This is a genomic window from Vibrio sp. 10N.286.48.B8 (assembly GCF_003050085.1).
In the GTDB taxonomy this organism is placed as follows: domain Bacteria; phylum Pseudomonadota; class Gammaproteobacteria; order Enterobacterales; family Vibrionaceae; genus Vibrio; species Vibrio crassostreae.
Window position 1 is genome coordinate 47,625 of record NZ_PIGD01000017.1, and the last position, 13,943, is coordinate 61,567.

The 13,943-nt window shown below is 43.4% G+C and carries 16 protein-coding genes; 6 read left to right on the forward strand and 10 right to left on the reverse strand.

Going from position 1 to position 13,943, the window contains the following annotated elements; translation table 11 throughout:
• Positions 1 to 46: 46 nt before the first annotated feature.
• On the reverse strand, positions 47 to 511 hold the full coding sequence (locus CWO08_RS17890) for an exoribonuclease R (RefSeq protein WP_102431710.1): 465 nt from the start codon (positions 509 to 511) through the stop codon (positions 47 to 49).
• 146 nt (positions 512 to 657) lie between these two features.
• Positions 658 to 1,587: a DMT family transporter gene (locus CWO08_RS17895; protein ID WP_048666318.1), complete on the reverse strand. Its 930-nt coding sequence runs from the start codon at positions 1,585 to 1,587 to the stop codon at positions 658 to 660.
• A 149-nt stretch (positions 1,588 to 1,736) separates the two neighbouring features.
• Between CWO08_RS17895 and CWO08_RS17900 the strand changes: the two genes are divergently transcribed.
• Entirely contained in the window at positions 1,737 to 2,195 is a 459-nt protein-coding gene (locus CWO08_RS17900) for an Lrp/AsnC family transcriptional regulator (protein WP_102431709.1), read from the forward strand.
• Positions 2,196 to 2,363: 168 nt separating this feature from the next.
• On the opposite strand, the gene CWO08_RS17905 is transcribed toward CWO08_RS17900, so the two are convergent.
• Positions 2,364 to 2,606 carry a hypothetical protein gene (locus tag CWO08_RS17905; protein ID WP_017062621.1) on the reverse strand — a complete coding sequence of 81 codons (243 nt, stop codon included), beginning with the start codon at positions 2,604 to 2,606 and terminating at the stop codon, positions 2,364 to 2,366.
• A 268-nt stretch (positions 2,607 to 2,874) separates the two neighbouring features.
• The gene (locus CWO08_RS17910; RefSeq protein ID WP_102431708.1) at positions 2,875 to 3,450 is read right to left on the reverse strand and encodes a hypothetical protein; all 576 of its coding nucleotides are present in this window, start codon (positions 3,448 to 3,450) and stop codon (positions 2,875 to 2,877) included.
• 96 nt (positions 3,451 to 3,546) lie between these two features.
• Here CWO08_RS17910 and CWO08_RS17915 point away from each other — a divergent pair, with 96 nt between their 5' ends.
• The 5 genes from CWO08_RS17915 to phaC all read left to right on the forward strand — a co-directional run bounded on the left by CWO08_RS17915 (position 3,547) and on the right by phaC (position 9,117).
• Positions 3,547 to 4,227 carry an SH3 domain-containing protein gene (locus CWO08_RS17915; protein ID WP_108020870.1) on the forward strand — a complete coding sequence of 227 codons (681 nt, stop codon included), beginning with the start codon at positions 3,547 to 3,549 and terminating at the stop codon, positions 4,225 to 4,227.
• Between the two features lie 530 nt (positions 4,228 to 4,757).
• Positions 4,758 to 5,498 (forward strand): SDR family oxidoreductase, encoded by a 741-nt coding sequence (locus CWO08_RS17920; protein WP_048613548.1) that lies wholly within the window; start codon positions 4,758 to 4,760, stop codon positions 5,496 to 5,498.
• Between the two features lie 25 nt (positions 5,499 to 5,523).
• Entirely contained in the window at positions 5,524 to 6,735 is a 1,212-nt protein-coding gene (locus CWO08_RS17925) for an acetyl-CoA C-acetyltransferase (protein WP_102480564.1), read from the forward strand.
• Between the two features lie 132 nt (positions 6,736 to 6,867).
• Positions 6,868 to 7,215, forward strand: a complete 348-nt coding sequence (locus CWO08_RS17930) for a phasin family protein (RefSeq protein ID WP_048660075.1) — start codon at positions 6,868 to 6,870, stop codon at positions 7,213 to 7,215.
• A 75-nt stretch (positions 7,216 to 7,290) separates the two neighbouring features.
• Positions 7,291 to 9,117 carry a class I poly(R)-hydroxyalkanoic acid synthase gene (gene phaC / locus CWO08_RS17935; protein WP_102431375.1) on the forward strand — a complete coding sequence of 609 codons (1,827 nt, stop codon included), beginning with the start codon at positions 7,291 to 7,293 and terminating at the stop codon, positions 9,115 to 9,117.
• A 175-nt stretch (positions 9,118 to 9,292) separates the two neighbouring features.
• Here the strand turns inward: phaC and CWO08_RS17940 are convergent, their stop codons facing one another.
• From CWO08_RS17940 to napF, 6 genes are all read right to left on the reverse strand, one after another.
• Positions 9,293 to 9,430, reverse strand: coding sequence for a TIGR02808 family protein (locus CWO08_RS17940; RefSeq protein ID WP_102478764.1), 138 nt, complete (start codon positions 9,428 to 9,430; stop codon positions 9,293 to 9,295).
• 11 nt (positions 9,431 to 9,441) lie between these two features.
• On the reverse strand, positions 9,442 to 10,023 hold the full coding sequence (locus CWO08_RS17945) for a NapC/NirT family cytochrome c (RefSeq protein ID WP_009845456.1): 582 nt from the start codon (positions 10,021 to 10,023) through the stop codon (positions 9,442 to 9,444).
• Positions 10,024 to 10,052: 29 nt separating this feature from the next.
• The gene (locus CWO08_RS17950; RefSeq protein ID WP_017062614.1) at positions 10,053 to 10,514 is read right to left on the reverse strand and encodes a nitrate reductase cytochrome c-type subunit; all 462 of its coding nucleotides are present in this window, start codon (positions 10,512 to 10,514) and stop codon (positions 10,053 to 10,055) included.
• A 124-nt stretch (positions 10,515 to 10,638) separates the two neighbouring features.
• Positions 10,639 to 13,128 carry a periplasmic nitrate reductase subunit alpha gene (gene napA / locus CWO08_RS17955; RefSeq protein WP_102478766.1) on the reverse strand — a complete coding sequence of 830 codons (2,490 nt, stop codon included), beginning with the start codon at positions 13,126 to 13,128 and terminating at the stop codon, positions 10,639 to 10,641.
• Positions 13,125 to 13,430: a chaperone NapD gene (locus tag CWO08_RS17960; RefSeq protein ID WP_019824440.1), complete on the reverse strand. Its 306-nt coding sequence runs from the start codon at positions 13,428 to 13,430 to the stop codon at positions 13,125 to 13,127. The genes napA and CWO08_RS17960 overlap by 4 nt, the downstream gene beginning before the upstream one ends.
• Before the next feature lie 23 nt (positions 13,431 to 13,453).
• Positions 13,454 to 13,933, reverse strand: coding sequence for a ferredoxin-type protein NapF (gene napF, locus CWO08_RS17965; protein ID WP_102431377.1), 480 nt, complete (start codon positions 13,931 to 13,933; stop codon positions 13,454 to 13,456).
• Positions 13,934 to 13,943: the final 10 nt, after the last annotated feature.

The window sequence follows — 13,943 nt, forward strand, 5'->3', positions numbered from 1 at the left end:
TGTCTGCCTTTGGTTTAGCTTGGTGTGTATTTACGTAGAAGCAACGTTAAGCGTCTTTGCTGCCTTCGTTACCTTCGTTCACTTTTGCATAGAAGTGAAGTAGCTCAGTTAATTCTTTAACCCAACCAAATGCATCTTTAGGTGCATTCTTTAAAATCTTTTCTACTTTCTCACAGTGCACTTCGATTGCGATTGCTTCTTCAAGGTTGAAAGAAATTGAGTAGAAGTGCCAAAGCAGTAAGCGAGTCATTCGCTCGATGTTCTGTTGCGAGTTATCCGACTCTGAGAAGGCTAGGTTCACTTCACCAAGCGCGATAGCTGTCATTCGAAGCATTGCGTCAAATTTCGCTGATTGCATGCGTTCTTCGCTGGTGACTTCTTCTTGTTCAAACGTGAACAATTCTGTCATTGCGTCTTCAGGAACAAGGCGATGGATCATTCTTAAACTAAATTCTTCTAGTTCATGACGAGGCATGGTGATTAAACAATTTAAGGTGTAGTCGCGTTGCATGGTGTTCTCTTGAATCAGCAAAAAGGTCGGACAGTTTAATGGAGAAGCGAGCTTAGAAAAAGCAGATTTTAGATAAGCCTACCTTTGCAGACTTATCTGGATGCCGCATACCTGAAAACTAGCGAAAATGGTGAATATAAAAAGCGTTACGCTTTACTATGACTTGGCGGTTGGTATTGCATGGACTGGTCGTTTCTCATAAAAATGTTGCTCGCAACCAAACTGCCAATGCAAATCGAACCAAGGGCGAGCCAAGTCATCGCATCGGGAATCTCGTTAAAAAGCGGGATGGCTAACAAGGTTGCTACTGCGGGGGTTGCACTGCCAAAGGCGGCAGAACGTTCAGCCCCTAAGGTATTGACCGCATAAAGGTAAGTGAACGCCGCTATTAAACCCGCCCCAACGCCTTGCACAGCTGAATGAACGGCAAGCTCTGTGTAGGGCCAATTAGCTATAGGTGTATCCATTAGATGGCTTGGGAGTGTTCCGGTCAGGATTAGGACGAGTAACAGCAAAGTAGAGCAGAGCGAAATAAAACCGGCACTGACTAACGCATTAAGATTAGCGACACGGGCAGATATGGTAAACGTTGCCCACATTAAGCTTCCGCATAAAAACAACAAATGGCCTTTGGTGTACTCAAAGTTGAAGCTGCTTAAGCTACTTCCCAAAAACAACACAATACCGAGCAAGACCAAACCTAAACCGACAACACGGTGTCGGCTGAGCGGCTGCTTAAAAAAGAGTACGGCAATTCCTGTTACGAAAAGAGGGAGCGTGCCCGGAACAAGAGCACTGCCATGTGATACCGGAACAAACTGCATGGCCGTTCCTGCAACAAGCAGATAAGGCAATCCGCTACCGACAAACATACCCGTTAGATACCGTTTAGGGACTTCAGCAATCACGCTGCGTGCTTTCCATATCAGAGGCAATAAAACCAAAGCCGGTATGAGAAATCTTGTGAGAGCGATATCTGCAGGTGTTAAATCTGAATTTGCGCCGCCTTTAAGAGAAAGGAAAAAACTCGCCCAAATGAGCAGAGTGATGGTAATTGATAGATAGCCAAGATTCATAATAAACAATGAAAGTGAATGATGACTAATTATGGAGGAGAGCTCGTGCCTTAAGTTGGCAAGTTTCGTTCTAACTTGACCTATCATTGCGGATTTCTGCTAACATTCTTTCAATTGTTAACGAATTTAACTAATGAATGGCTTTCACTATGGACAGAATTGATAGACATCTTCTCGAGTTGCTGCAAAAGGACGGTAGATTGACCACGGCAGAGTTAGCTGATGAAGTAGGCTTATCCCCGTCACCTTGTGCTAGACGTATCAAAAGGCTTGAAGAAAAAGGCATTATCGACAGTTACCGCGTGAGCTTATCGCGAGAGAAGGTGGGTGTGGCGATGAGTGTGTTTGTCGAAGTGAGCCTAAACAACCACCAAGAAGTGTCGATCGATAAGTTCGAGGGCGCGATTGTCGAGATGGAGGAGGTGATCAGCTGTCATGTGGTGTCTGGCGCTTATGATTATCTGTTAGAAGTCGTTAGCCCGAACTTGATGGCCTACGAGGCATTTACAAGAAAACTTCAAAGGCTCTCTAACGTGAAAGACATTCATACTCACCTTGCGATAAGACAAGTAAAAGGTAATGCGCCACTGCCAATTTATACCGATTAAACCAAAATAAGAGCAGTAACGCGGCGGTAAAGTGAGCTGAAAACGAAATGGTTTGATCTTTAAAGAAGAGCGAGAAAGTTACCAAACATCTCTCACAGGATGACAAACTCACGGCAATAAAAAACGGAGAACCTCGTGAAAGGTACTCCGTATATGTAGGTGCAAAACTTAGTGATACTTAAAGTTAGAGATTGAACAATCCCCAGTTTGTGCATTAATTCTGAATGAAAAAGCATGTGAATGGTAATCCACACCATCATTCCAAATTGTTTCTCCAAATATCTTACATAGCTCTAGCTCACTTACTGAACCGAACTCTTCCATGTGTTTAGCTACAGATAAAAGTTTACCTCTTATCTCTGCAGTCCATTCCGTGTTACTCAAGCAGTTGAAAGCCATAGTCTTTTGCATATTACCTAGCCAAAATGTTTCTTGTTATTAAGTTATATGAAGATTCATGATAACAATTTTCTGGCGTTTGTAAATCTATTTTGTGATGAATATCTCACATACTCGCTTGCATTGGTCGGAAATTGAACTTTATTGTTGATAGTTAGCACATTAGTTTTACAACTTATTGATAAATCTTTGATTAGCGAGCTCTTAGAATAGTATGAAGTGGGTAGAGCATATTAATCGGAAAAGTCCAGTCAAACAGTGAGGTGATCTAATGGCTTCTTCAGTTTGATACATCGCTTATTGGTTGGTTTGTGTGGCGTGCTTCATCAATCATCGTAGCTTCTCTACGGTATATTGACGACAGCTGCCGGAATTTTTCACTGAGTGTATGGAGATCTCGGGAGAGTGATTGTGAGCTTTGTACGTGCACTTGTGCACTTTCTGTTTGTCTCGGTAGTTTTGCTCTAGCACAATGTTTAGCGACGGCTTGCCAAGAGTGTGTGAGAGACTCAGCTCCATCTAACTCGGTAGACACAACGTATGCCTGTTTTAATAGAACCTCAGAGACATCGTAAGCGGTATTCATATGACTATTGAGCTGTACATTAAACCTTTGCTCGTACTTTGCCCAAAGCTCAACGATCTGCTTTTTGGTGAAATGTTTGGATAACAGCGTTTGTGACTTGTAGGTTGAGAGAACTTGGTTGAATTCTTTGGTGTATTGGTTGTAACGTCCTTCAAATGAGAGCTGGCGATCCAGCAGTAGTTGCCAGTTTTCACTGCTACATTGGTTTGCTAGCACGACATTAGCACTCAAAGGTACACACACAATGATAACCTTCACCCAAAAACTCATGACTTTCCTCTACTTACCGCGTTCTCTATAGAGAGTATAGATGAGCAGCAGCATGAGTTGATGTACACTTGAAAGATACCTAAAACGGAAGAGCTGGTGGATTTGATGAAAAAAGCGCTGATCGCTTTACTTGTGTTGTTAATATTGGGCGGAGGAGGAGCTGCGTATTACTTCTTGGTCATGAATAAAGACCCAATTCCACCAGAGAAAATGGAAGAGCCAGCTGTAGAAGTTACTCAGCAGTCAGAATTCGACCTGGCACCCATCATGGATCTGCAGCCTGAACCAGAACAGACGGAATTTTACGTTTTGGATAGAAAGCTTGAAGTGGTAGAGCAACCTGAAATTGATGGGTTGATAACAGATTATCTCTACAAAGGTGAAAAAGTCGAAGTATTAGAGAAACAAGGCGAATGGGCTCGTATCTCTGATTATATTGTTCTCAAAGAAGGTGGCCCGCAGACAGCTGAATGGGTGTCTATGTCAGGTCTATCTAATGATGAAGTGATTATCTCAGAAAAAGAAAACAAAGAGATATTAGATTCCTATTTGGTTAAGTCTGATGACCTCAAGATCCATCAAGAGAAATTCCGTAATTCGGTGGCTAAACTGATCTCTGAAGGGGAGTGTGCCCCAAGTGATTTTGAAGAACTCGGCGGATGGGTGAAATCGGTTAAGTACAGCAATCGAGATGTTTATTTTATTTATTGTGGCGGGTTGTCCATTGAAAACAAAATTTATCTTGATGTAAATACAAATGAAATATTTACGAAGTAGCAACCCACGCTCTATTTATTAATGATTTTAATTAAGCCCACTCATAGATTGAGTGGGCTTTTTTTTGCCTATCCATAATGTTCAGTTTTCCAATTCAGAACGTTAATTATATTGAAGTTCATATAGAATGATAATGAACCATTTATTAATGGATAATAAGATTTTTGTTATTATTTCCATGGTCAATCATTTCAAATTCTCACTTTGCATTCTTCTTGAAACAAGCTAAAAAATATAGGTTTATCTCCTATTAACAATGACTTACCTACTTGGTGATAAAGTTAAAATTAAATAAATCCTAATGATATCAGCACCTTGCATTGGTTTACATGTTCGCAACATTTCATTGATTTTGAGAGGGAAGTCAAGTTTTCAATCATAAGATATAAATATTTCCCATTTGTAATAATATTTTTTGATTTTGAGTTGTAGGGTTTAATTAAAGCAAAACGTAAAGTTTAATTATCAACTAAGACATTATCTTATTAACATCATTGTTATTTAATTGCTTGTAAGGGATGGAACCATTAATGAAAAAACTTGCTTTAATTACAGGGTCAAAAGGCGGTATCGGCTCAGCAATTTCCTCTAAATTAGTTGCAGACGGCTATCGTGTTATCGCGACTTATTTTACTGGAAACTACCAATGTGCATTGGATTGGTTTAATGAAAAACAATTCACCGAAGACCAAGTGAGATTGTTTGAATTAGATGTTACTAATACCGCGGAATGTGCGCTGAGCTTAAGCAAGTTGTTAGAAGAAGAAGGCACGGTGGATGTGCTAGTCAATAACGCAGGTATTACACGTGATAGCGTATTTAAAAAGATGGATGCCGAAGCGTGGAAAGAGGTTATCGAAACGAACTTAAACAGTTTGTTCAACGTGACTCAACCTCTGTTCGCTCCTATGTGTGAAAAGGGTAACTGCCGAGTCATCAATATATCTTCAGTAAATGGTCTTAAAGGTCAATTCGGACAAACTAATTACTCGGCAGCGAAAGCTGGAATGATTGGGTTCTCTAAAGCTTTGGCAGCGGAAGGTGCTCGTAGCGGTGTGACAGTGAACGTGATTGCCCCTGGTTACACTGCAACGCCAATGGTTGAGCAAATGAAACCTGAAGTACTGGATTCAATCAAGAACCAAATCCCGATGAAACGCTTAGCAACACCTGTTGAAATTGCAGATGCAGTGGGTTTTTTAGCGAGTGAATCTGGCGCGTACATTACAGGCGAGACATTGTCTGTGAATGGCGGCTTGTACATGCACTAATGGCGAAACTGACAGGAATTGAATAATGGAAAAAGTATTTATTGTTGCAGCGAAACGCACACCAATTGGTTCATTTACGGGTTCATTGAAAAACGTTAACGCAGGTGAATTGGCTGGTGTAGCGATCAAAGGTGCTCTAGATTCAGTAGACCTTCCCCTAGATGTCATTGATGAAGTGATTGTCGGTAACGTGATTTCTGCTGGTCAAGGTATGGGCGTTGCGCGTCAGGCTTCCATCTATGCGGGGCTTCCTGAGGAAACACCAGCATACGGTGTGAACATGATTTGCGGCAGCGGCATGAAATCAGTGATGGACGCCGCGGCGCACATCAAAGCACAAGATGCTGAATTGGTTATTGCTGCTGGCGTTGAAGTGATGTCCCAAATTCCTTTTGTGGTTCCAGCGAGCGTTCGTAATGGTCACAAAATGGGTGACATCTCAATGAAAGACTTACTGGTTGGTGATGGCTTAACCGATGCGTTTAATCACTACCACATGGGCATGACCGCTGAAAATATCGCGAATACGTTGAATATTTCTCGCCTTGCTCAAGATAACTATGCCCTAGAAAGCCAACAGAAAGCAGTCGCGGCGATTGAAGCAGGTAAGTTTAACGATCAAATTGTGCCTGTAGCAGTTAAGCAGCGTCGACAAACTGTCACTTTTGATACCGATGAGTACCCGAAGTCAGATGCAACCTTCGAAGGTCTACAAAAGCTTCGTCCTGCCTTTGACCGTGAAGGAACAGTCACGGCTGGTAACGCTTCGGGCATCAATGATGGCGCGAGTGCAATCATCTTAGCGTCTGAATCTGCGGTAGCGAAACATGGTCTAACACCTTTAGTGGAACTGACCAGTTACGCACAGTCTGGTCTGGACCCAAAGATCATGGGTTTAGGACCCGTAGAAGCTGTTTCGAAAACGCTTGATAAGGCGAATCTAACTCTAGAAGAAGTAGATTTGTTTGAATTGAATGAAGCGTTTGCAGCTCAAGCTCTTGGCGTGATGTACCAATTGTCAGAGCAGCATGATTTACCGCTTGATGCGTTCAAACCAAAGGTCAACGTGAATGGTGGTGCAATCGCGCTTGGCCATCCTTTAGGTGCTTCAGGCAATCGAATCATTGTTTCACTCATCCATGAAATGCTTGAACAGAAAACGACTTATGGCGTTGCTTCACTCTGTGTGGGTGGAGGAATGGGAACCGCTGTTTTGCTAAAAGGTATGGAAGGTTAGAACCTGACATATCGGTGGCAAGCTTAAAAAGATCGATTCAGCTTTGCAAAGCATCGTGAGTTAGTCGATAAGCGTCGGCTGAATCGATAGTGACACAAATTTATTAAACTATGTATTCATCAGGAGTTATTTATGTACACGGATATTTTCAAAACAATTACTGACCAAACTGAAAAGCAATTTGAACCGTACTTAAAGTTCAACAAGTTGGTTGCAAAGAACGTCCAAACGATGACAGAGCTGCAAATGAATGCTATGCAGACTTACACGGACATGGGGCTTGCGCAAATGAAAGCAGTGACTGAAATCAAAGACGTGACTAGCCTAACGGCTTTCAACAGCCAGCAACTAGCAGCGCTAACTCAGCTGTCTCAACAGATGATGAGTGACAGTGCTAAGCTTCAAGCTGCGGCAAAAGAGTTCAAAGAAGATGTTGAAACACTAACAACTGAAAACTTGAAAACAGTTACACCTGCATAAATAAAATCGCCATCGAGTTAGCACTGTGTTTACTGTGAGGCTCGGTGGCGATTTTCCGATTATTGGAGTCATGTTATGTTTCAACACTTCTTTTCGGACTATCTTGTTAAACTTCAACAAACGAACCAGCAATGGTGGGAAAACTTTGAACAAAACAAGGAAGCCGCGCAATCTCCCCTCAATCAAGCGATGCAAGAATTGAACTTTGATGATGCATCAAAAATCTTCGAGCAAGCCGCCAACCAACCCGCCGTTCTACTTCAGCTACAATCTCAATGGTGGGAACAACAACTTAAGATCTGGCAGAATGCCGCGCTGATGGGCAACACCGAAAGTGTTATTTCAGAAGGTCGCAGCGACAAGCGCTTTATTGATGAAGCGTGGAAAAACGACCCATTCTACAGCTTTATCAAGCAATCTTATTTGCTATTCAGCAAAAGCTACATTGACACCATCAATTCTATCGAAGGCATCGACGAGAAAACCAAAGAGCGTGTGGCGTTCTTTTCACGTCAGGCAATCAATGCTCTCTCTCCAAGCAACTTCATTGCGACTAACCCAGAGTTGATGAAACTAACGCTCGAGCGAAATGGTGAAAACCTGCTTGATGGATTAGAGCAGTTACAAGCAGACGTTGAAGCGAGTGCTGATATCCTCAAGATCCGTATGACTAACAATAACGCTTTCCGATTAGGTGTTGATGTTGCTAACACGGAAGGTGATGTTGTCTTTCAAAACGAGTTGTTTGAACTGATTCAATACTATCCCAAGACACCGCAGGTCAATGCGACGCCTTTGCTGATCGTCCCGCCGTTTATAAACAAGTACTACATTCTTGACCTTCGTGAGAAGAACTCGATGGTGCGCTGGTTGCTAGAGCAAGGACATAGCGTATTCATGATGTCTTGGCGTAATCCGAGCGAGGCGCAGAAAGACCAAGAGTTCGGTGACTATGTCACGGAAGGTGTAGTGAAAGCGGTTGCGGCGATTGAAGACATCACAGGTAAAGAGCAGATTAACGCAGCAGGTTACTGTATCGGTGGTACGGTATTAGCCTCTACGGTTGCTTACTATGCTGCGAAGCGCATGAAGAAACGCATTAAAACCGCGACCTTCTTTACAACCTTGTTGGATTTCTCGCAGCCGGGTGAGGTTGGCGCGTATATCAACGAAACGATCATTAACGCGATTGAGAAGCAGAACGACGCCAAAGGTTATATGGATGGTCGTTCATTGAGTGTGACGTTCAGTTTGCTTCGTGAAAACAGCTTGTACTGGAACTACTACATTGATAATTACCTCAAAGGCAGCAGCCCAATGGAGTTTGATTTGTTGTATTGGAACAGTGATAGCACAAACGTAGCTGCTAAGTGCCATAACTTCTTGCTGCGTGAGCTTTACCTTGAGAACAAACTCGTTCAAGACAAAGGCGTGAAAGTTGGTGGCGTTTGGATAGATCTGAATAAGATCAAAATACCAAGCTACTTCATCTCAGCCAAAGAAGACCATATTGCCTTGTGGCAGGGGACTTATCGCGGTGCATTGAATACGGGTGGCAACAAAACCTTTGTATTGGGTGAATCCGGTCATATTGCAGGCATTGTTAACCATCCAGGCAAGAAGAAGTACGGGTTCTGGTTGAATGACAATCTTGATGATTCTGCTGATGAGTGGCTATCAAACGCAAGCCATAATGAAGGTTCATGGTGGACACACTGGGATCAGTGGTTACAGGGCTTTGAGACTGACGAGCAAATCGAACCATTCAATCAAGGTTCTGAGCTTAACCCTGTGATAGGCAAAGCGCCGGGCAACTACGTAAAACAGGTGCTGCCGATTGTTGATACAGAAGCTGTCGATAAAGAGCCTGCTGATACAGAAGCTCCGAAAAACGAAGCTTAGATTTTGCTATATAAGGCTTTCTTTATATTAGCTGCGATGTCGTTTTACTAAGGTTCCATCATCCCCCTAGCAGTAAACAGAAACGCCAGATAATAAAAAAGCCACTGAAATCAGTGGCTTTTTCGTATCAACTCCTATCAGAAGTAACTGGTAGACGTTGATGCAATCTCGATTATTAATCGACTTCTTTGTCTTTACCCATAGATAAAATCCAAAGAGATACGGCTGCAACACCTGCGAAGCCGCCAAGAATGATAACTGGCATAGCGCTGTAACCTAGGATGTGCCAAATTACGCTTTCTAAAGTACTCATTCAATCGCTCCTTATTGCCAGCCTTCAACGCCGTGCATGTCTGGTAGTTTGTGTGCAATACCTTTGTGACAGTCTACACACGTTTTTTCACCAGAAGCCAGCGCAGTCGAGTGTTGTTTTGCACTACGAGGGCTTTGCTCTGAGAAGTCCATGTAATCGAACTGGTGACAGTTACGACACTCAAGTGAATCGTTCTTTTTCAATCGAGCCCATTCGCGTTCCGCTAGGTGAGCACGACGCGCTTTGAACTTTTCTTCAGTATTGATGGTCTTCGCAATAAAGTGAGCGTATAGCTCTTTAGATGCTTGAACCTTACGAACAATTTTATCCGTCCATTCGTGAGGTACGTGGCAGTCTGAACAGATAGCACGAACACCAGAACGGTTGGAGTAGTGAATTGTCTCTTGGATTTCAGCAACGATAGGTGCGTGACAGCCAGAACAGAATTCTTCTGTGTTGGTTGCCTCCATACCCGTGTTGAATGCACCCCAGAACAAAAGACCGCCCGAGAAACCCAAGAACAAAACAACGCCTACGGCTGCTTTACTTGGTGTCGCGAGTCTTTTCCAAAACGCTTTAAGTAATTTTATCATATATAGCCTCTCTTACAGTCCGGCTACGATTAACGCAGTGAATCTACAGGTTTGAACTCGTTCTCAACTAGTGGCTTAGCATTAGCTTGAGGTACGTGACACTGTAGACAGAAGTAACGACGCGGTGATACATCTGCAAGTACCGCATCTTCACGGTTCATGTAGTGAGTTACACTCACTTTAGTAGCACCCATTTCTTTTGCGTTTTTCCAGCTGTGGCAAGAAAGACACTTGTTAGCGTTAAGAGAAACTTCATAGCTACGAATAGTATGAGGCACTAGAGGTGGTTGGTATACGTAGTCACTCTCAAGTACTTGGTCACGAGGGAACTTTTTGAAGTCATCTGCTGCGCGAGTTGCTTCAAGTTCACTTGCACCACGTAGAGATTCTACGCCACCAATGCCGCCTGGGTTATCCAGCTCAGCTTCAGCTTGAACTGCACCAGCTAGCAAAAGACCAGCTGATAGTAGGGCAGTAATCAGTTTTTTCATGGTTAATTTCTCCGCCTAAAGGCTAATTCTTTGAGTGGACTACTTTTTTCAAAATTCACAAAAAAAGTAGCCGCAATATTAAATACGTTAGATCTTGTACCTAGTTTCTAAAAGCATATGGCTCTTAAGAAACCTTAGTGATCTTAACTGGACACTTCTTGTAGTCCGTCTGTTTAGACAGAGGATCCGTTGCATCCAAGATCAACTTGTTGATCAGAATTCTTGCATCAAAGAATGGTACGAATACCAAGCCTTGTGGTGGACGGTTACGACCACGAGTTTCAACACGAACGCGTACTTCACCACGTTTGTTTTCGATAAGAACTTCATCACCACGACGAAGGCCACGAGCTTTAGCGTCAGCAGGGTGGATGTAACACAGTGCATCAGGTACTGCTTTGTAAAGTTCTGGTACACGACGAGTCATAGTACCTGTGTGCCAGTGCTCAAGAACACGACCTGTACATAGCCACATATCGTATTCATCGTTTGGTACTTCAGGTGGCGCTTCGTATGGGGCATTGATGATCAGTGCTTTACCATCTGGCTTACCGTAGAAGTCCCAATCAGAGCCTTTCTTAGCGTATGGATCTGAACCTTCTTTAAAGCGCCATAGTGTTTCTTTACCGTCAACAACAGGCCAACGTAAACCACGAACTTGGTGGTAGCGATCGTATGGCGCTAAATCGTGACCGTGGCCGCGACCAAAGGCTGCGTATTCTTCGAATAGGCCTTTTTGAACGTAGAAACCTTGAGCTTGTGCATCATCGTTAAGCTCTTGAGCTTCAGACAGTGGGAATGCATCAACGTTGCCGTTTTTGTAAAGCACGTCGTACATGGTTTTACCACGGTACTCAGGCATTTTCGCAACCAGTTCTTCACCCCAAACTTCTTCTATAGTGAAGCGCTTAGAGAACTCCATGATTTGCCATAGGTCAGACTTAGCTTCACCTACGGTTTTCACTTGTTGGTACCATGCTTGTGTACGACGCTCTGCGTTACCGTAAGCACCTTCTTTCTCGATCCACATTGCTGTTGGAAGGATAAGGTCAGCCGCTTGAGCTGTTGCCGTTGGGTACGGGTCAGAACATACAATGAAGTTATCTGGGTTACGGTAACCTGGCAGACGTTCAGTGTTGATGTTTGGACCGGCTTGCATGTTGTTGTTACACATTACCCAGTAAGCGTTGATCTTACCGTCTTTAAGCATACGGTCTTGAACTACAGCGTGAGCACCTGGTTTAGCTGGGATAGTGCCTTCTGGAAGTTTCCAGATGTCTTCTGCAATCTTACGGTGTTTAGGGTTAGCAACAACCATATCTGCCGGTAGACGGTGAGAGAATGTACCAACTTCACGGGCTGTACCACACGCAGATGGTTGGCCCGTTAGTGAGAATGGGCTGTTACCTGGAGTAGAAATCTTACCTGTAAGAAGGTGGATGTTGTACACAAGGCTGTTCATCCATACGCCACGAGTATGTTGGTTCATACCCATAGTCCAAAGTGACATTACTTTGATGTTTGGATCTGCGTATTGCTTAGCCAGTTTGATAAGGTCGTCTTGAGATACACCTGACATTTCAGACGCTTTCTCAACTGTGTATTCAGCAACAGAAGCTTTGTAGTCTTCGAAGCTAATATCAGTCATTTTACCTGAGTTAGGGTTCGCAGCAGCTTTCTGCAGTGGATCATCGTCACGAAGGCCGTAACCGATGTCTGTCGTTGCTTGCTTGAAGTTTGTGTGCTTGTTCACGAAGTCCCAGTTAACTGCATCGTTTTGAATGATGTAGTTTGCTACGAAGTTCGCAATTGCAAGGTCAGACTGAGGATTGAAGATGTAACCAGTGTCAGCAAGCTCGAAAGAACGGTGGTAGTAAGTAGACAGAACGTTTACTTTAACGTGTGGGTGGCTTAGACGACGGTCTGTAATACGAGTCCATAGTACTGGGTGCATTTCTGCCATGTTTGAACCCCACAGTACAAATGCGTCTGCGTGTTCAAAGTCATCGTAACAACCCATTGGCTCATCAATACCGAAAGTACGCATGAATGCGCCTACCGCTGAAGCCATACAGTGACGAGCGTTCGGATCGATGTTGTTTGAACGGAAACCCGCTTTCATCATCTTAACGGCTGCGTAGCCTTCCATTACTGTCCATTGGCCTGAACCGAACATACCAACACCTGTTGGGCCATTTTTCTTCAGTGAAGCTTTCCATTTCTCAGCCATTACGTCGAAAGCTTTGTCCCAAGATACTGGTGCGAAATCACCATCTTTATGGAACTCACCGTCTTTCATACGAAGTAGAGGAGTCTCAAGACGGTCTTTACCGTACATGATTTTTGAAAGGAAGTAGCCTTTAATACAGTTAAGGCCTTTATTTACAGGAGCTTCTGGGTCGCCTTGAGTTGCAACCACTTTACCATTTTGAGTACCTACCAGTACCGAACAGCCCGTACCACAAAAACGACAAGGCGCTTTATCCCACGTGATTTTTGTTTGATCAGAGCTAGCAATCAGGTTGGTTGCTGTTGCCGGTAGAGTTACACCTGCAACGGCTGCCGCTGATGCAGCTGCGTTTGCTTTCACAAACGCACGTCTTGTCATTTTCATACTTCACCCTCAAGTTGAGAATTGTTGCTTCCAGTTTCTAAATCCGTTTCGTCCAGTCCAGTTTCGATTTGGTGATAAACCAAAGCTGTCCCTAAAACGTTCGTAATATTATTAATTTCTTCGATGGTATCCGTTACAAAACCTTGGTTTTCGGTTTCTAGGACCACTATGATTTTGCCTTCAGGGCTACTGCCGTAAATCTCTGCATTATCGAACTGCTCGATTTGTGCTTTGATCTCGTCTAGATGCTCTGGGCTCACATGCACGACTAAACTTGATATATGCACTTCATTTAGTGCCATAAATTGCTCTCGTTATTTTTGTTTTATGCATTACTCACAAGAATAGCTAAAGTAGGGCAAACTGCTACGCAGGCTCCACAACCGCTACACTCATCTAACTTGATTTTTGGTAGAGCAACACTGCCTGCTCTAAGTTGAAATTGAATGGCCATAGGTTCACACATGTCACCACAGCTTCGGCATTCAACATTTTGTTGCGCTAAGCACTTATCAGAGATATGTGCTTTTGCTTGCCAAGGCTCTCCCTGCTTTGGCTTAAAAATGGGTTCGGGGCAAACATCTGCACATTGATAGCAGAACGTGCATTCATCAATAGAGAAATCGACAGTGGGGAAACCACCATCGCCTACAATGATTATCTTAGTCTCACAATTCTCGATGCATTTACCGCAGCGAGTACAGTCATCTGTAAAGCTTTCTAAGTTGTTAATCCAAGGCAAACGAATCTGGCTTGAGTCAACTTTTCTTCTAGAGAACAGACGGCGTTTTGATAGATCTACCACTTAATACCTA